Here is a 19,217-nt window from a genome sequence, read left to right as displayed (position 1 = left end):
ACAAGGGAAGTGAGCACAAATGGAAGCGATTCGATACTCAAGTTTGATAAAAACACAGTCTTACATCAATGGCTGTTGGCATGCTTCTCAGCAGCGTTTTCCAGTAAACAATCCGGCTAATCAGCAATGCTTGCTTGAGGTAGACGACTGCGGCTTGCAAGGTGTTGAATTGGCAATTCAAGCCGCTAAGGCTGCTCAAAAGGCGTGGGCTGCTAAATCAGCCAATGAGCGGGGCAATTTGCTGAGAAAATGGTATCAACTGGTTATGCAGCATCAAGACGATTTAGCGAGCATTCTCACCCAAGAGCAAGGTAAGCCCTTAGCCGAAGCAAAGGGGGAAATAGCTTATGGCGCCGCTTTCTTAGACTGGTTTGCTGAAGAAGGTAAGCGCTGTTACGGCGATGTAATACCAGCGCCAGCTGATGACAAGCGTATTGTTGTGCTTAAGCAAGCGGTGGGTGTAGTGGCTGCAGTAACGCCTTGGAATTTTCCTAACGCCATGATTGCACGAAAAGCTGCAGCTGCCTTAGCGGCAGGTTGTACTTTTGTGGTTCGCCCAGCTCAGCTCACTCCAATCTCAGCGCTAGCGTTGGCGCAATTGGCCGAAGAAGCCGGCATTCCCCCAGGCGTGTTTAATGTAGTTGTAGGTGAAGATGCCAGGGGCATGGGCAAGTTACTAACCGAAAGCCCAGATGTGGCCAAATTTACCTTTACTGGCTCCACGGCGGTGGGCAAACAGTTGATAGCTCAGTGTGCGAGTACGGTTAAAAAAGTATCTATGGAGTTAGGGGGAAACGCGCCATTTATTGTATTTGATGACGCGGATATCGATGCAGCGGTGCAAGGAGCGATAGCTTCAAAATACCGAAATGCTGGGCAAACATGTGTGTGTGCTAACCGCTTTCTGGTTCAAAAGGGTGTTTATCAACAGTTTAGTGAAAAGCTAGCAGAGGCACTAGCAAAACTCAAAGTGGGTGATGGGATGCAATCAAATGTCGATATAGGCCCAATGATAAGTGAGCAAGCGAAAGAAGCCGTGCATGAGTTGGTAGTAGATTCGCAGAAAGCTGGCGCAAAGGTTATTTATGGCGGGCAAGCTCATCAAGCGGGTAAACAGTTTTATCAACCCACCATTATGACTCAGGTAAGCAACGATATGCCGATTGCGAAAAATGAAATATTTGGTCCCGTAGCACCGATAATTATGTTTGATACAGAGGAGCAAGCCATAGCCTTGGCCAATGACACTGAATATGGCTTAGCAGCTTATTTTTACACTCGCGATATTGGTCGAGTATGGCGTGTTGGTGAAGCGTTGGAATATGGCATGGTGGGCATAAACGAAGGGATTATCTCAAATGCGGCTGCACCCTTTGGCGGCGTTAAACAATCGGGTAACGGGCGAGAAGGCTCGCACTATGGTTTAGATGACTACACAGAGATTAAGTATTTGTGTATGGGCGGCGTAAACAGCTAACAATAGGAGACAGTGATGAATAACCAACAACTACAAGAAAGAAAACAAAGCGTTATTGCACGCGGCCAAGGCAATGTTTATCCAGTTTATGCTGAGCGAGCATTAAATGCAGAGCTGTGGGACGTAGAAGGTAAGCGTTATATCGATTTCGCCACTGGTATTGCTGTATGTAATACCGGCCATAGCCACCCAAAAGTTGTGGCTGCAGCAAAACAGCAACTGGATAAGTTTAGCCATACTTGTGTAATGATTAATCCTTACGAGAGCGCTGTAGAGTTAGCAGAAAAGCTTGTAGCTATTGCGCCAGGTGATAGCGATAAAAAGGCCATGTTTGTAACCACCGGGGCAGAAGCGGTCGAAAATGCGGTTAAAATCGCACGCGCTGCTACTGGGCGTCGCGGGGTTATTGCGTTTAATGGTGGTTTTCATGGTAGAACAAATCTTACTATGGCGTTAACCGGAAAAATTACGCCTTACAAACATCAATTTGGCCCCTTTGCCGGAGACATTTATCACGCCCCTTACCCTATGCAAATGCACGGTATAAGCAGTGAGCAAAGCCTGCAAGTTCTCAACAATATCTTTAAAGTAGATATCGCTGCAGAAGATGTAGCGGCATTAATCGTTGAGCCGATTCAAGGTGAGGGTGGTTTTTATCCTGCTCCTAAAGAATTCTTACAGGCACTTAGAGCGCTTTGTGACCAACACGGTATCGTGTTAATCATGGATGAAATTCAAACGGGCTTTGGAAGAACCGGCAAAATGTTTAATTGCGAGTATGCCGAAGTTGAGCCTGATTTGATTACCATGGCAAAAGGCATTGCTGGCGGCTTTCCATTGTCGGCGGTGGTTGGGAAATCATCAATCATGGATGCTCCTTTACCTGGTGGATTAGGCGGTACCTACGGTGGTTCACCGGTAGCTTGTAGCGCGGCTTTAGCGGTTCTTGATGTGATTGAAGAGCAAGATTTGGTGGCGCGTGCTAATCAAATTGGCCAACAGTTTGGCGAATACTTGCATTCCTTGCAGCAGCAATTTCCAAACCTGATTGGCGACATTCGGATCTCAGGGGCGATGATTGCCATGGAGCTCATCGAAGATGGCGATGTAACTCGCGCCAATACCGCATTAACTCAAGCGCTTATTGCCAACGCCGCGAATTATGGCCTTGTACTATTAGCCTGTGGTTTTTATGGGAATGTGATTCGCTTTCTACCAGCACTAACTATTGAGGATGAGATAGTTGATGAAGGCATGCAGCAGTTTTGTCGCTTATTTAAATCTTTAGCCGGTTAATTCAAACAAGTTAACTTAAAGCAGCGTTCACTAAGCGCTGCTTTTTTTGTCGTTTTAAAGCTATACAAGCGCTTGCTGCTTAGCTATGTTGTTATCTAAGGTCATGATTAAAAGCAATGTTTTGTGATAGCCTCGCTTTCCAGATTGCTTAAGTAATTAACGTTTTATAGGAAATAAAATGCCGCACCCTTTGCCAAATAGCCCGAGCACTTTACTTGTTTTACTAAGGTGGCTGTTATTGCTAATCCCCTTGGCCTTTGTGGTGGGTTCGTTAAACGCTTTATTTTTGTATTTGCTCGATTATGCTAGCCATACCCGAGCCGATAACCCTTACTTGTTGTACTTCTTGCCTTTGGCTGGCTTAGTGGTGGTTTTTATCTATCGCCGCTTTGGAAAAAACTCCGAATCAGGCAACAATCTCATCATTGATGAGATCCATCAACCTGGTGCAGGTATTCCTGCTCGTATGGCGCCTTTGGTACTTATTTCCACAGTAGTTACGCATTTGTTTGGTGGCTCTGCCGGTCGCGAAGGAACTGCCGTTCAAATCGGTGGAGCATGCAGTGCCGCATACGGGAAGCTTTTCAAACTTAGTGGTCGAGACTATCAGATTTTGCTTAGCGCTGGCGTAGCTGCAGGATTCTCCGCCTTATTTAGCACGCCTCTTGCTGCCACTATTTTTGCGATTGAAGTCTTGGCGGTAGGTAGGATCCGCTTCGATTCAGTTATCCCTGCTTTATTTGCAGCAATATTAGCTGACTTAGTGTGTTCTGCTTGGGGCACGCCTCATACCCAATACAAAATCGATTTTCTGGAACACGTGATGCTGTTTGAGCATGTGGTTCATGTTGATTTGATCATGTTAGGTAAGGTGCTTATTGCCGCGGTAGCGTTTGGTATAACTGGTTACCTGTTTGGCGAAACGGTGTTTGTACTTAAAGATATCTTTAAACACGTATTTAAGAACCCTTATTTGATAGCAGTAATTGGTGGACTGATAGTCATTGGCATTGTGAGCTTAATTGGCAATCAAGACTACATAGGTCTGGGAGTTAACAGTTACCGAGAAGGTGGGGTAAGTATAATAAGTGCCTTTAACGAAGGTGGAGCAGAGTGGTACAGCTGGATGCTTAAGTTGTTGCTAACGGCAATCACCCTTGCTGCTGGGTTTAAAGGCGGTGAAGTAACTCCATTGTTTTTCATCGGGGCTACCTTAGGTAACACTTTGGCGTGGATAATGGGCGCACCAGTGGATTTATTTGCAGCAATTGGCTTTATTGCAGTGTTTGCCGCAGCTACCAATACGCCTTTAGCCTGTACTATTATGGGTGTTGAGTTGTTTGGCTCCGATCATTTACTGTATTTTGCGGTAGCTTGTTTTGTAGCCTATTACTTTAGTGGTCACACTGGTATTTATTCGGCGCAACGGGTGGCAGTACCAAAGTCTACAAACTTTGCGGCGCACGAAAAAACATTGGGTGAAATTAGGGCGGCCAATAACCGTTTGGTGTCTTGGTTGAAAAAACGAAGCAAATAAATGCAAGCTAAAACGCGTCACTCATCTTTATTAGTATTGGCCATATTGTTATGGCCAAGTATAGCGTTTGCTTACCCTGGCAATTTAACCACCCATTTTGAAGGTGAAGAGTTAAAGGCAACCGTCACCTCAAACACTGATCGGCCAATCCGTTGTCAACTTTCTGCTGGCCCAGATATTGTGTGGATGGAGATTCAAGACAAACAAGAGAATTTTAAATTTGCCAAAGGCTATAAAACTCATCACCTGAGCTTGTATTGCAAGATTATCGAGCAGAAAACCAAAGCTAGGCCTTGGCGATTAAACCCTTATAACACACCCATTCCTGAGTGGAATAAGGTCATCTTTCCAGATTAGCCTTGGCAATCTTAAGCCATTTCCATGGCTTGTCGCTGAGCTTTAAATGGGCAGGGCGAACCATCAATGACTAAATCACTTAGTCTCTCCGGTTTTGGGATATCTTTTTCATCAATATCTAGTTGGCTAGCCAGTAAGCGGCTAAACATTTGCCAGCTTTTTAATTGGCAAAACTCTTCGGTTTCGCCAGGATAGGGTTTAGCTAGTAATGGCGCTAAGGTTGAAGAAGAGGTGGCAAAAATGGTTAGTAACCATTTTAGCTCGCCAATGTTGAAGTGTTTTACATATCCTTGCTTGTGGCATTCAATCACAAGGTCTTCAAGAATCTTTCGTACTTGATCATCTTCTTCTAAGAAATACTCAAACAATTCTTGTTCGTTATTTACTGCATCATTAAGCAGCCTAACCGGCTGAGGGTCTACTTGCAGTGCAGCTAAGATCTTAATTAGCAAATCAAACAACTGATGACGACAAGAAAGGCCATGTTTTTGCTCAGCAACCAATAAGTTTACGTAGGCTAAAAATTGCTGGTGCATGCAGTCACATATATGTTGCCAAATCTGTAGCTTAGAGCCGAAATGATGGCGGATGAGGGTATGAGACACACCAGCTTGTTCACTAATCGCGCGCAGTGATACAACGGCATAGCCTTTACTGGCAAAAAGATCTGCGGCTGCGATTAAAATCTTAGTGCGGGTTTCTTCTGCTACTTTGGCGCTTTGTCGTCCGGTGCGTTTTTCAGTCATCTTCTATAATTACTTAACTCGAATTCACAGTGCTTTTTAAACTAAGCGTAGTCTATCATAAAATTTACTTTCCATGTGGAAAGTAAAGCTTGATCGGCAAGCAAGTGATCAATATACTTTCCGCCTGGAAAGTATATATGACTGTTTGTTCAACTGGAGCAACTAATGAGAACAAATTTAACAAACAAGGCCGTTTGGCAGCGGCTTAGTTTTGTAGGCCTAATGATGCTGGTATTGCAAGCTTGCGAACCCGCTCATTCAGAGCCAGTTACTGAAATTGTAAAACCCGTGAAATTATTGGAAGTGCCAGAAACGTTCAACGCTGTTGACTACAACTTTGTAGCGCAGGTTCAAGCAACAAGCCGAGCTCAGTTGGCCTTTCAAGTATCAGGTGAAATACAGCAATTAAACGTAAGAATGGGGCAGTTTGTAAATAAAGGAGATTTACTTGCCGCTCTTGACCCTCATGATTTTCAATTAGCTGTTGATGCGCGTAAAGCTCAATTTGATTTAGAGAAAGCTCGTCGTACAAGATCTGAGCAGTTATTTGCTAAGAAGTTGATTTCTGAGGATAACTACGATCAAGTTCTTACTGCCTACACAGAAGCACAAGCTAATTTGGACCAAGCGGCCACTGATTTAGCCTACACCAAACTTCATGCGCCGTTCTCCGGGGTTGTATCACTGACTTACGCAAAGCAATTCCAGTTTGCCGGTGCAAAACAGCCAGTGTTGAGTTTGTTGGGTGATGAGCAATTAGACTTAGTCTTTAACTTACCGGTTACCATTACCGAGCGCCTGAATTTAGCCGAACTGCGCGAAGCAAAACTATGGGTAACCTTAGGAAACTTTAAAGGTGTCGAGTTACCCGCTCGTTTTAAAGAGATCTCTACCCAACCAGATCCCGATACCAATAGTTATACGGTTACCTTAACCATCATAAGGCCAGAGCACCTAAACATCTTACCTGGCATGTCTGGCGCGGTTTATGTGCGTAATGAGTCTGAAACCGATAACGGTTTAGCCTTACCTAAAGGTGCTTTCATCCAAATTGATGAGCAGCAAGCACAAGTATGGCGAGTGGTGCCTGAAACAATGCGAATAGAAGCAGTGGACGTACAACTAAATCAACAAGGTTTGGTTATTAAAGGTTTAGATGCCGGAGATAGCATTGTAGTTGCAGGTGCTAAATCGTTAAATGCTGGCCAGATAATACGGCCTTGGCAACGTGAAGGAGGTATTTAGAATGTTGTTAAGAATCCATACCTTGGCTGCGTTAACCGTTACTACATTGCTTACTGCTTGCAGTGAGCCAGTAGAAACTGTCACTGATAATGCCTTATCGGTATTAACAATTAGTATTAATGAATCTGCAGCTCAGCCGGAACGAGAGTTTAATGCCCGCGTTGAGCCAGCTGAATTGACGCCTTTATCATTTCGTATTGCTGGCGAATTGACCCAAATGTCGATCAAGCCTGGTCAACACGTTCAAAAGGGTCAACTATTAGCTCAGCTTGATGATAGAAAGCTAAAACAACAAGTAGACGATGCCCAAGCAACGTTTAGTCTAGCCGAGCGCCAGTTAAACCGCGCCCAAGGCTTGGTAGGTAAAAGCTTATTGTCTCAAGAAGAATACGATGTGCTTAAAGCTAACTATGAGTTGGCAGGTGTAGATTATCAGTTGGCTAAAGCGCAGCTTAAATACAGCCAGTTACGCGCACCATTTGAAGGCCTAGTTGCAGAAGTACCAAAGCAGTCTTTTGAAACAGTAACGCCTGGCGAGACGGCAGTATCTATTTACCAAGATGATTTAGTTTATGTTCGCCTGCAGTTGCCCGATAACTTGCTTGCTCAAATAGACCCAACGGAACGTAACTATAATTACCAACCTAAAGCTAAATACGCAGGTAACGATACACTTTACCCAATTACCTTTTTAGAACATACCTCGGAGCCTAACCCCGAGACCCAAGCGTTTGAGGTATGGATGAGTATGCCACAAGTCGAGCCAGCTATTTTGCCTGGAACCTCTGTCACTATGTATGTTGATTTAGATGCGGCTGGCCTTGTTGGCCGCAGTGGATACTTGTTACCTATGACAGCATTAGACCCTGGCAATAACGATCAACAATTTTACGTATGGAAAGTGACTGAAGGGCGTGCCCAAAAGGTTGAAGTTCAAGTAGCACAAATACATACCAAAGGCGTGTTAGTAAGTGAAGGCTTAAGCCAAGGCGACCAAATCATTGTTTCAAGCTTAGCCAAGCTTAGAAATGGACTTTCTGTAACCACTAAATCTCAGGAGCAATAAGCGTGACTATTGCTGAATACTCGATAAAAAATAAAGTTATAAGCTGGATGTTTTTGGTCATTCTGGCGGTTGGTGGCGTAGTGTCTTTTGCAGACCTTGGGCGTTTGGAAGATCCTGCCTTTACGGTTAAAGACGCCATGGTTATTACCTCTTACCCTGGCGCTACATCTACAGAAGTAGAAGAAGAGCTGACCTATCCTCTAGAAAAGGCGATTCGCCAGTTGCCTTATTTGGATAAGGTTACTTCTACATCATCGGCTGGTTTGTCGCAAATTATGGTGAGCATGAAGATGGACTATGGTCCTGATGAACTGCCGCAAATATGGGACGAGTTAAGACGTAAAGTAAATGATCTGGAGCCCTCGTTACCGCCAGGTGTAAACCCTGTTCAGGTTATGGACGACTTTGGTGATGTTTATGGCGTAATGTTAATGGTTACCGGCGAGAACTATTCTTACGTAGAGTTAAAGCGCTATGTTGATTACTTAACCCGTGAGTTGGAAGTAGTTGATGGCGTTGGGAAAATCAGCTTAGCGGGTGACCAACAAGAGCAATTGTTTGTAGAAATGTCGCTTAAACGAGTGGCAGCGCTAAACCTAGATATGAACACTGTAGCTGGATTATTAGCCCAGCAAAATGCAGTGATTAGTGCAGGTGAGGTTACTGTTAACTCCCAAACGCTTACATTGCGCCCAACCGGTGAACTAAATTCTATCGAAACCTTTGAAAACCTAATTATTCATGGTCGCGATACCGGTAATCTTATTCGCTTAAAAGACGTAGCTACCGTTACCCGTGATGTGCAGGAAGTACCCAGTAACTTGCTTAATTACAATGGCGAACCTGCACTAAACCTAGGTATTTCGTTTTCCTCTGGGGTTAACGTGGTTAAGGTGGGAGAGGCTGTTGACGCGCGTTTAGCTGAGCTTGAAAACATTAAACCTGCCGGGATTAAGATTCACACGCTTTACAATCAAGCCAAAGAAGTTGAGCAGTCGGTTAACGGTTTTGTGCTTAGTTTGGCCGAAGCGGTGGGTATTGTGATTGTGGTGCTGTTGTTTACCATGGGTTTGCGCAGCGGAGTGATCATTGGCGCGGTGTTGCTATTAACGGTGATGGGTACTTTCATATTGATGAGTATCTACGACATTGAATTGCAGCGGATCTCGCTTGGCGCATTAATTATTGCGCTAGGTATGTTGGTCGACAATGCCATTGTCGTTGTTGAAGGTATTTTGGTTGGCATGCAACGAGGCCGAACTAAAGTCCAAGCCGCTAAAGACATCGTAGAACAAACTAAGTGGCCGCTATTAGGCGCAACGGTGATTGCCATTGTAGCCTTTGCACCAATAGGCTTATCGCCCGATGCAACGGGTGAGTTTATGGGCTCACTGTTTTGGGTACTTTGTTTCTCACTCTTTTTAAGCTGGATTACCGCCATTACCTTAACGCCTTTTCTTGCTGACTTATTGTTGTCGTCTAAAACCAGCGAGAAACAACAAAACAATGATGATCCCTACAAAGGTGTTTTATTTGTTGTGTTTGGCCGTTTATTGAAGTTCTGTTTGCGCTTTAGAATGCTTACGGTAGCAGTGATGATAATGATGTTAGCTGGAGCATTTTACGGCTTTAGCCTAGTAAAGAACTCATTCTTTCCGCCTTCAAATACGCCAATGTTCTACGTTGATATGTGGATGCCAGAAGGCACCGATATCCGTGATACCTACAAGCAAGTTCAAAAAGTAGAAGACTTTTTGTTAGACAAAGAGCAAGTAGAGTTTGTTACTTCTACTACTGGTCAAGGCTTGCAACGTTTTAGCCTTACTTACAGCCCAGAAAAAAGCTACGAAGCGTTTGCTCAGCTGCAAGTTCGAGTGGTTGACCGTGAACAAATGCTAGATCTGATGCGCGAGCTTGATACCAGTTTGCGTGATTCTTTTAGGCAAGTGAGCTTTCAGTTCCGATTAATGGAAATTGGTCCATCTCCTGCCTCTAAGATTGAAGCGAGAATTATTGGTTCTGATCCGCAAGTACTTAGAGATTTAGCCACTCAGGTTGAGGACATTTTTAATGCCGACTCTGGAGCGCGAAACATTCGCCATGATTGGCGCGAACGAACTAAAGACTTGCTGCCTCAGTTTAATGAGTCTCAAGCTCGCCGCTTAGGTATTTCTAAACAAGATTTGGCTGACACCTTACAAATGGCCTTTGGTGGAAGCGCTATCGGCTTGTTTAGAGATGGCACCGAGATGCTGCCAATTGTTGTTCGTTTACCAGAAGAAGAGCGGGTTGATTTTTCAACGGTGCAAAACCTAAAGCTTTGGAGCCCAGCGCTACAAACTTATGTGCCTATTCAACAAGTAGTGGATGACATTAGCTTAGATTGGGTTGAACCGCTTATTCAACGCCAGGACCGCAAGCGCACGCTAACGGTATTAGCAGACCATGACATCCTTGGCGATGAAACTGCGGCTAGTTTGTTTGGTCGTTTACGCCCTCAAGTGGAAGCTATTGATTTACCTGTTGGTTATTCAATAGAGTGGGGTGGTGAGTACGAGTCATCAAACGATGCACAGGAAGCACTATTTAGCTCATTACCAATGGGTTATCTGTTTATGTTCATCATTACGGTGTTTTTGTTTAACTCTATTCGCCAGCCTATTGTTATTTGGCTCACGGTGCCGTTGGCGGTAATTGGTGTGGCTATTGGCCTACTTGCAACCAACTCGGCATTTAGCTTTACCGCTTTATTAGGCGTGTTGAGTTTAAGTGGTATGGTGTTAAAAAACGGCATTGTATTAATGGATCAAATTAACATTGAGACTCACTCAGGCAAAGACCCTTACCAAGCAGTAGTTGATAGCGCAATTAGCCGGGTAAGGCCGGTGAGTATGGCAGCATTAACCACGATATTGGGTATGATGCCTTTAGTATTTGATGCCTTCTTTGGCTCAATGGCGGTAACCATCATGTTCGGACTTGGTTTTGCAACCGTGCTAACTCTAGTGATTGTTCCGGTATTGTATGCCTTGTTTTATCGAATAAAACCTAGCGAAGCATAAATGAAAAAAGGGCGTAATTAGCGCCCTTTTTACTATCTGTAATATTTAGACCAAATACACCTGAATATTATTCTCTTGAAGCAGTTCAATCATCGCCTTATCGGCGTTTTCTCCGGTAATCACAATATCTATCTCATCTAAACTAAACAGCGATAGCCCTCCAAATACGCCCACTTTATCTGCCGATACCATCGCGACAACTTTGTCGGCGTATTGCAGCATCTTCTTTTCTTCCATAAAGGTAAGTAAGGCAGACTTAGTTAAACCCGCTTCGGTAAGGCCGTCGCCGCTTACTATTAAATAGCGCCCCTGATACGAAGTATGGTTATCTGGAGACACTAATAAGCTTTGGCTTTTAATGTACTGCCCACCCAAAACAACTAGGTGAGGGTAGCTCTGAGAAATCAAATAAGTAAGCAAAGGCAGGTAGTTAGAGTAAACATGCACATGAGTATCAGTTAAATATTTCCCCATTAAGAATGGGATCTGCCCTTCACCAACAAAAATGTTGTCTCTTACTTCACACAAGTCTACTGCTTTACGCGCAATGCGGTCTGACTCTTCATAGTTTTCATAGTCAGATATGTTTGGATAAAACCCCACCATACCGGGTGAACTAACAACATTGGGCGAGAGTATCTTCTCGGCGCCGTTACGTATCTTTTTTAATTTTCCTTGGGTATCTAGGTCGATAATGTCGCGGCGAACTGTAGCAGGAGAGCAATCTAGAAGCTCTACTAATTGTTGAACACTGGCCACAGTATTCTCTTGGAGGTGGTCTAAAATTCTATTATGACGAAGCTTGGCTGGCATTTGAAAACTCTTGAAATCTTCTTGATTAAAAAAGATTGTAGTTGATTACGATTTGAAAACTTTTACCCCGATCACAGAGTTTTTGATTGCAAATGATCGCCTATGATTAGATATGACTATAAAAATGCGAGTGTTGCTGTTTTGTTAAAGCCAATCGTTATATGACGTCAAATCTAATCACCTTCTTTGACACATAAATTTCACTTTCTATACTCGGTTTAACGTGATGCGAGGGATAACAATGAATCAGGATCTGATAACAAAACAAAGCATATTGCTCGACTTCGAAGCTGAGTCTAAAGATGAAGCTTTATACAGCATATGTGCTCAATTGTTTTTGTTACGCAAAACCACAGACCCAACCGGCTTATATAACGACATTATTAAACGCGAGAACATTGTTAGTACATTTGCCGGGCAACATACTGCTATTCCCCACGTAATTACTCAACACATCAATGAACCGGTGTTGTGTTTCGTTCGAGTAAAGAGTGATGAGTTTTACTGGAATGAAGAGGATGAGGATGTTCGCATCATCTTCTTGCTTGCTGTACCTCTAAAAGAAAATTTAAAAAAGCTTAGAGAGTCTCAGTCATATGTATTTTCGTCGATTGCTCAATTAATGACAGATCCTTCGATGATAGAACTATGGCTAACAACAAATGAAGAGCGAGTGATACTCGACAGCTTGAACTTGGCCTTTGAGTCAAATTTCAAAGCAACTACGAGCATAAAGGAATAAGGAGTTAGACTAATGTCTGCTAACAATTTAAAGGTTGGCGTTCAGTCAATCGGACGTTTTTTGAGTGCGATGGTTATGCCAAATATCGGGGCATTTATCGCGTGGGGTTTAATTACAGCTTTATTCATCCCAACAGGGTGGTTACCTAACGAGAGTTTGGCCGCCTTAGTTGGACCAATGATCTTGTATTTACTACCTCTACTCATTGGTTACACCGGCGGTAAAATTGTCGGCGGAGATCGCGGAGCTGTTGCCGGTGCCGTGACCACCATGGGTGTTATTGTGGGAACCGACATCCCCATGTTTATGGGCGCGATGATAGTAGGTCCGCTGGGTGGTCTTGCTATCTCTAAGTTTGATACTTGGGTGCATGGTAAAATTAAACCGGGTTTTGAGATGTTGGTAAACAACTTCTCGCTTGGGATCATCGGCATGATCATGGCAATGGTTGCTTATGTGATTATTGGCCCTGTGGTTTCGGTGCTAACTACCGCGTTAGGCGATGGTGTGGGCTGGATTGTAGACCGTTCTTTATTGCCGCTAGTATCGATTATTGTTGAGCCAGCTAAGATCTTGTTCTTGAATAATGCAATTAACCACGGCGTATTTACTCCACTTGGTGCTGAGCAATCAGCTGAAGTTGGCGCTTCTATTTTCTATCTTATCGAGACTAACCCTGGTCCTGGTTTAGGCATTTTGCTTGCCTACATGGTTGTAGGTAAAGGTACTGCTCAAAAATCAGCGTATGGTGCATCTATTATCCACTTCTTTGGTGGTATCCACGAAATTTACTTCCCATACATCTTAATGAAGCCACGCTTAATCATCGCGGTAATTGCTGGTGGTATGGCAGGCGTTGCTTTCAATATGATTACTGGTAATGCCTTAGTAGGTCCACCATCTCCAGGTTCGGTATTTGCCTTAGTGCTTATGTCTACTGGTGGTATGGGTATCTTGCTAACCCTAGGTTCCATTGCTGTTGCAGCAACAACTTCATTCCTAGTTGCATCGGTGATTATTCGTCGAGACGCATCAGAGACTGATGACTTAGAAGCAGCGCAAGCAGCGGTTGATGCCAACAAAGCAGAATCAAAAGGTCAAATCCCTGCAGGTGCTAGCGCTTCAATAGCTGCCGGCGGTGAAGTGAAATCTATTGTTGTTGCTTGTGATGCAGGTATGGGCTCATCAGCCATGGGCGCCACAGTGCTAAGAGGCAAGATTAAAGATGCAGGCTTAGATATTAATGTCACCAATTCAGCCATCAACGATTTGCATGATGCCGACATTGTAATTACTCAACAAGAGTTGTCTGCCAGAGCCAAAGAGAAGTTACCTAGTGCCCGTCACGTGAGCATCGGAAACTTCATGGATGCAAGCTTCTACGACAAATTAGTCGCAAGCCTTAAAGCCTGAGCTTAGTCATTCTTTAGGTAGCGCCTACAGCACAGCAGTACCGCTGTAGGCCGCATCTTTATTAACCATTTACGTCAAATTGCCCAGCCTACGCGGCAAGGTGTTTTGCTAAATCAACAAAACGAGATAAGCATGTCCTTTTTTAAAAGTTTATTCGCTTCCAGTGAGAAAGAGACAGAGGTTGCCTCTCAACCAGAATTGGTGCAGTCAGCCACTATTGAGCAGCCAGTTGCTGCTAAAAAAGAGCCAGATTCGCTACAGGTGGAAACTAAGCAAATCTTTCTAAATCAAAATTTTAATAGCAAAGAACAAGTATTGCGTTTTGTGTCTGAACAAATGTTGGCACTAGGTTTAGTAAACGCCGATTACTTTGACGCTTTGCAAGCAAGAGAAAACAAAGTAAGTACCTATTTAATTAACGGCGTGGCTATTCCCCATGGCGTTAACGAAGCAAAACCCCTAGTTGCGCAAAGTGGTGTGGTTATTGTGCAAATTCCCCAGGGCATTAGTTGGAATGACAACGGCGATAGCGTGAAGCTGGTTGTCGGCATTGCAGCTAAGGGCGAAGACCATCTTAGTCTTTTACAAACCCTAACTACGGTTGTAATGGATGAGACTTTGTCAGCTCAACTAGCATCTACAGAAGATAAGTTCGACATTATTAACGCATTAGGAGCTGGTGCTTCGGCAGAAGCAGTGGTTGAAGATGATTTTGCTATTAGCCAAAGTGCTCTCATTGTTGATGAAGCGGGTATGCATGCTCGCCCAGCAAGTTTGCTTAGTGAACAAGCGGCCAGTTTTGCCAATACTCAAATCCGCATTCGAAACGGTGAGCAATCTGCCAATGCAAAATCTATGGCTGCATTATTGGCCATGGGTGCAAAACTGGGAGATTCAGTAGTTGTTTCTGCCGAAGGTGAGCAAGCCGAACAAGCTGTTCAGCTATTGGCAGACATGATCAAAGCGGGCCTAGACAGTGAGGAAGATAACGCTAATGCTGAGTTTAATCCTTTAACGGGCTTGCCGGCTTTAGTTAATGCCACTGGTGATGCGGTGCTGCAGGGGATGGCAGCCTCACCCGGCATTGCCGCTGCTCCTATATTTGTACTGCGCGCCTCAAACATTAATGTTGAGCAGCAAGGCAGTGGCGAAAGTAATGAAAAGCAAGCACTACAAGAAGCGCTAAGTAAAGCCGCTGAACAAAGCGACGAGTTACATAACAAGCTGTTAGAAAAAGCCCCACAAGAGGCCGCTATTTTAAAAGCGCAAAAGCAGCTACTAAGCGACGAAACGATAAATCAAGAATGCTTGCAATATATTGAGCAAGGCAACAGTGCTGCTTGGTCTTGGCAACAAGCCTTAACGTCACAAATTGATGCTTTATCTAAAGTTGAAGACGAGCGACTAAAGGCACGTATAGCCGACCTAAATGATGTAAGCCAGCGTGTTATCGCCATTCTTACCTCAGCTGAAACACTAAGTTTCCCTGATGAAGAGTTCATTTTGTTGGCAAAAGATCTTTCACCTTCGCAAACTGCTGGCTTAGAGGGAAAAGCGGTAAAAGCCATTGCTACCGAGTTAGGTGGTCCTAACAGTCATATGGCAATTCTTGCACGAGGCTTGGGTATTCCTGCAGTGGTTGGTGTTGGCGCTGGCAAGTTGTGCGAAGTGGCAGACCAACAAATGGCAGTGGTCGATCCACAAAGCGCTAGCGTAGTGATTAACCCTAGTAGCGAAACACTAGAGCAAGCACGCCAAAACATCGACACTTGGTTACAAATGCGTTTAGCCGAAGCAGAGCATCAACATGAACCTGCTGTAACTAAAGATGGTCGCCATATTGAAGTAGTTTGTAACATCGCTAAACCTAAAGATGCACCAAGTATCTTGGAAAATGGCGGAGAAGGCGCAGGCTTACTTAGAACCGAGTTTTTGTTTGAAGCTTCAAGCGAAGAACCTTCCATTGAGCAACAGATAGACGCACTTAAAAGCATCGCGAAAGAGCTTGGCGATCGCCAACTTGTTGTAAGAACAGCGGATATTGGTGGTGACAAACCGGTGTCGTGGATGGATATGCCGCACGAAGATAACCCATTTTTAGGGGTTCGTGGAGTACGCTTATCGTTTAAACACCAAGACATGTTTGAACGTCAACTAGAAGCCATCTATCGCACAGCAATTTGGCAAGTAGAGCAATTTGGCAAATCAGGGATCCACATTATGTTCCCAATGATCGCCAAAATGTCTGAATGGACCAAAGCCAAAGAAATGGCCGATAAGATTCGAGTGTCGCTTAATGCACCTGAACTGCCCTTAGGCATTATGGTTGAAGTGCCATCTGCCGCTTTAGTGGCAGACACCTTAGCTAAACATGTCGATTTCTTCTCTATCGGTTCTAACGATTTAACCCAATACACCTTAGCGATGGACAGACTAAACCCTGAGTTGTGCTGTGAAGCTGACAGTTACCATCCAGGTTTGTTGAGGTTAATTTCTATGACCGTTAAAGCAGCCACTGCCAACGGTAAGTGGGTAGGCGTGTGCGGCAACATGGCAGCCGACCCTAACATTGCTTGTTTATTAGTGGGAATGGGGGTTCAAGAGCTGTCGGTAAGTCCAGCTAATGTTCCAGCAGTAAAAAACATCATTCGTTCGGTGTCTTACAGCAAGTTGCAGGCTAAAGCAGAAAAAGCCCTGCAAATGTGTAGCTCCGAAGCCGTCATGGCGATGTACAAAAACCATGATGATCTTATTTAGTAGAAAACAGAATATAAAGAGTAGGTATCAAGATGACTAGTCAATACGAAAAATATCAACAACTAGACCAAGCAACACCAAATACCACCAGCACTTGGAACATGTACGGCGCCGGTGTGGAAAACATTGGTAAAGATAATCAGCCAGAACTATTCAATGTACCTGAACCAGCAGATAACCAACTGCTAGTGCGAGTTGACGCAGTAGGCCTGTGCTTTTCTGACGTTAAGTTAATTAACCAAGGTAGCTCGCACCCTAAACTGTACAACCGAGATTTACGCAAAGAACCAACGCGTTTGGGCCATGAAGCCACTCTCACTGTAGTTAAAGTGGGCGAAGGCCTTAGTGGTGAATACAAAGTGGGTGAGCGTTATGCGATGCAGCCAGATATTTACCAAAATGGTAAGAGTACCGCTTACGGTTACACGGTTCCTGGCGGCTTAACTCAGTATCACTTAATTGGGCCAGAAGTATTAGAAACTGATACAGGTTCATGTTTGCTTAAAGTGTCTGACGAATTAGGTTTTGCTGAAGCAGCGTTACTTGAACCTTGGGGATGTGTTTGGGCGTCTTATACCCAGCGTCGTCGCTTAGAGCCAAAACAAGGCGGTGTAATGTGGATTACTGGCCAAGCCGATGACCAAATAGCTTATGGCTTTTCTAAAGGCCTAGAAGCACCTGCCACTGTAATTCTTAGCAACGTACCGGAAGCTTTTCGTCTTTTGGTAGAAAGCAAAGCTAAAAATGTGTTGATTCGCAACGACATTAACGCTGGCAACTTAGAGCAAGCAGTTGCTGAGTTTACCGATGGCGTAGGCTTTGATGACATTGTGGTACTAGCACCACAATCAGCCGACGAACTAACGAGTATTGCTAAACATGTTGCCCGTCGCGGCACCATGAATATGGTCGGTAAGAAACCAGTAGATGGTTTAGTAAATGCCGATGTTGGCCGTTTACATTACGACTACGTAGCCTTTATTGGTAATAGTGGTGTAGATGTAGCCGACTCCTACGGTGAGCAGCGCAACCGCTGTGATTTAAGAAAAGATGGCTTTGCTGTTTTTGTTGGTGCCGGTGGCCCAATGGGTCAAATGCATGTTCAGCGCGCAATTGAGCTTAAAGACGGTCCACGTCAAGTGATTGTGACCGACATTAACGACCAGCGTTTAGCTGAAATTGAAGCGCGTTTTGCTAGCTTAACCGAAAGCAACAACTGTGAATTGGTGACTTACAACCCAATTAACAACCCAGTGAGCCTGCCAGAATTTGTAGAGTCTCATAGTAAAGGCAAGTTAGCTGACGACGTAGTGGTGTGTGTACCAAATGCCGATATCATGGCCGAGTCAGCTACCTTTATGAAAGATGACGGCATGTTGGTATTGTTTGCTGGTGTTCCTAATGGCACCTTGGCACCGGTAGACTTTAGTTCTGTTTACCTTAGTAATGCCCAATACACAGGTACGTCAGGCTTAACAATTGAAGACCAAACAGTGGTGATGGATAACACTGTAGCGGGTAACATTGCTCCTGCCATTTGTGTAGCAGCTATTGGCGGTATGAATGTGGCTAAAGATGGTATTGAAGCGATGATTGATGCTAAATACCCAGGCAAGATCCTGATCTTCCCACAGCTAGAAGATTTACCGCTATTAGGGTTAGATGAACTAGCTGAACAGTTACCTACTGTGGCAAATGCCTTAGGTAAAGGTAACACCTGGAACATTGCAGCAGAAAAAGCCTTGTTCGAAGCTTACTTATAAGGAATGACAATGATTTACACATTAACACTAAATCCAGCTGCTGATTTAGAGCTGCAAATAGATGAGTTTGCTTTTGATAGTGTAAGTCGTGCCAATCACTCACGCCTAGATTGCGGTGGAAAGGGTTTTAATGTATCTCGGATGCTTAAAAACCTTGGTGTAACAAGCACCGCAATGGGTTTTATTGGTGGCTTTACTGGTCAACGCCTAGCAAGCGAATTGAGTAAAATGGACATTAAAAGCCAATTTACTCAAATAGCAGGCGAAACCCGCACCAACGTTACCGTTGTGGAAGCGGGGAACAAGCGACATATTAAGGTGAATGAAGCGGGCCCAGAAGTTAGCCCAGAAGAGCTAAAAAGCTTAGTCGACCAAGTTAAGCAAAACCTCCACGCAGGTGACTGGTGGGTATTGGGTGGCAGTTTACCTAAGGGCGTAAGAGCAAACTTTTATGCAGAGCTTATTACACTGATTGAAAATGCTGGCGCACATGCGGTATTAGATACCAGTGGAGAGGCTCTGCGAGAAGGGATATTGGCTCAGCCAAGCTTAGTTAAACCTAACCTAGACGAAGCTCAAGAGCTATTGGGTTTAAGTAGCGAGGAGTTAAAACAAACTCAAGGCTGGACCCAAGCTTTACTCGCCATGGGACCTAAGAACTTAGTTGTGTCTCTAGGTAAAAAAGGCGCGCTAATGGCAAATGAACAGCAATGCGCCGAGTTTACCAGCCCGAGTATTGTTGAAGCTAACCCAATTGGGGCCGGAGATTCTATGGTGGCCGGATTGGTTTGGCGCCTAAGTTTAGGCGAATCATTAGCTCAGGCTTTACCTTATGGTTTGGCTTGTGGCGCTGCATCCGCTAGCAGGCAGGGCACTGATTTAGGTTCACTTGATCAAGTAGAGCAACTTAGAAAAGAAGTAAACTAAGTTTTAGAAGCTACAG

14 protein-coding genes are annotated in these 19,217 nt (G+C 44.3%); 12 read left to right on the top strand and 2 right to left on the bottom strand.

Translation table 11 applies throughout. From position 1 onward, the window contains the following. Nucleotides 1-19 precede the first annotated feature (19 nt). The 4 genes from K5620_RS11345 (at nt 20) to K5620_RS11330 (ending at nt 4,667) form a co-directional block, all read left to right on the top strand. Nucleotides 20-1,477 (top strand): NAD-dependent succinate-semialdehyde dehydrogenase, encoded by a 1,458-nt coding sequence (locus K5620_RS11345; RefSeq protein ID WP_016403319.1) that lies wholly within the window; start codon nt 20-22, stop codon nt 1,475-1,477. Nucleotides 1,478-1,492: 15 nt separating this feature from the next. Beyond that, the gene (gabT, locus tag K5620_RS11340; RefSeq protein ID WP_016403318.1) at nt 1,493-2,773 is read left to right on the top strand and encodes a 4-aminobutyrate--2-oxoglutarate transaminase; all 1,281 of its coding nucleotides are present in this window, start codon (nt 1,493-1,495) and stop codon (nt 2,771-2,773) included. Nucleotides 2,774-2,951: 178 nt separating this feature from the next. Beyond that, the gene (locus tag K5620_RS11335) at nt 2,952-4,310 is read left to right on the top strand and encodes a voltage-gated chloride channel family protein (RefSeq protein WP_016403317.1); all 1,359 of its coding nucleotides are present in this window, start codon (nt 2,952-2,954) and stop codon (nt 4,308-4,310) included. After that, nucleotides 4,311-4,667: a hypothetical protein gene (locus K5620_RS11330; RefSeq protein WP_016403316.1), complete on the top strand. Its 357-nt coding sequence runs from the start codon at nt 4,311-4,313 to the stop codon at nt 4,665-4,667. 11 nt (nt 4,668-4,678) lie between these two features. Here K5620_RS11330 and K5620_RS11325 read toward each other — a convergent pair whose 3' ends face one another. Then, on the bottom strand, nt 4,679-5,413 hold the full coding sequence (locus K5620_RS11325) for a TetR/AcrR family transcriptional regulator (RefSeq protein WP_016403315.1): 735 nt from the start codon (nt 5,411-5,413) through the stop codon (nt 4,679-4,681). Between the two features lie 165 nt (nt 5,414-5,578). Between K5620_RS11325 and K5620_RS11320 the strand changes: the two genes are divergently transcribed. From K5620_RS11320 to K5620_RS11310, 3 genes are read left to right on the top strand one after another with little or no spacing between them, the layout of a single operon-like run. Next, nucleotides 5,579-6,658 (top strand): efflux RND transporter periplasmic adaptor subunit, encoded by a 1,080-nt coding sequence (locus K5620_RS11320; protein WP_016403314.1) that lies wholly within the window; start codon nt 5,579-5,581, stop codon nt 6,656-6,658. Between the two features lies 1 nt (nt 6,659). Continuing rightward, entirely contained in the window at nt 6,660-7,724 is a 1,065-nt protein-coding gene (locus K5620_RS11315) for an efflux RND transporter periplasmic adaptor subunit (RefSeq protein ID WP_016403313.1), read from the top strand. Nucleotides 7,725-7,726: 2 nt separating this feature from the next. After that, nucleotides 7,727-10,786, top strand: coding sequence for an efflux RND transporter permease subunit (locus K5620_RS11310; protein ID WP_221077362.1), 3,060 nt, complete (start codon nt 7,727-7,729; stop codon nt 10,784-10,786). A gap of 45 nt (nt 10,787-10,831) precedes the next feature. Here K5620_RS11310 and K5620_RS11305 read toward each other — a convergent pair whose 3' ends face one another. Further along, nucleotides 10,832-11,599: a DeoR family transcriptional regulator gene (locus K5620_RS11305; protein WP_016403310.1), complete on the bottom strand. Its 768-nt coding sequence runs from the start codon at nt 11,597-11,599 to the stop codon at nt 10,832-10,834. A 241-nt stretch (nt 11,600-11,840) separates the two neighbouring features. On the opposite strand from K5620_RS11305, the gene K5620_RS11300 reads away from it, so the two are divergent. The 5 genes from K5620_RS11300 (at nt 11,841) to pfkB (ending at nt 19,201) form a co-directional block, all read left to right on the top strand. Continuing rightward, a complete protein-coding gene (locus tag K5620_RS11300; protein ID WP_016403309.1) occupies nt 11,841-12,341 on the top strand; it encodes a PTS sugar transporter subunit IIA in 501 nt (166 codons plus the stop codon). 12 nt (nt 12,342-12,353) lie between these two features. Continuing rightward, the gene (locus tag K5620_RS11295; protein WP_016403308.1) at nt 12,354-13,754 is read left to right on the top strand and encodes a PTS mannitol transporter subunit IIBC; all 1,401 of its coding nucleotides are present in this window, start codon (nt 12,354-12,356) and stop codon (nt 13,752-13,754) included. 132 nt (nt 13,755-13,886) lie between these two features. After that, the gene (ptsP, locus tag K5620_RS11290) at nt 13,887-16,511 is read left to right on the top strand and encodes a phosphoenolpyruvate--protein phosphotransferase (protein WP_051147660.1); all 2,625 of its coding nucleotides are present in this window, start codon (nt 13,887-13,889) and stop codon (nt 16,509-16,511) included. 32 nt (nt 16,512-16,543) lie between these two features. Next, the gene (locus K5620_RS11285) at nt 16,544-18,274 is read left to right on the top strand and encodes an alcohol dehydrogenase catalytic domain-containing protein (RefSeq protein WP_016403306.1); all 1,731 of its coding nucleotides are present in this window, start codon (nt 16,544-16,546) and stop codon (nt 18,272-18,274) included. 9 nt (nt 18,275-18,283) lie between these two features. After that, the gene (gene pfkB / locus K5620_RS11280) at nt 18,284-19,201 is read left to right on the top strand and encodes a 1-phosphofructokinase (protein WP_016403305.1); all 918 of its coding nucleotides are present in this window, start codon (nt 18,284-18,286) and stop codon (nt 19,199-19,201) included. Nucleotides 19,202-19,217: the final 16 nt, after the last annotated feature.

The sequence above is a fragment of the Agarivorans albus genome (assembly GCF_019670105.1).
Lineage (GTDB): Bacteria > Pseudomonadota > Gammaproteobacteria > Enterobacterales > Celerinatantimonadaceae > Agarivorans > Agarivorans albus.
Note: the sequence above shows the minus strand (reverse complement) of the source record. Positions and strands in the feature narration are given on the sequence as shown.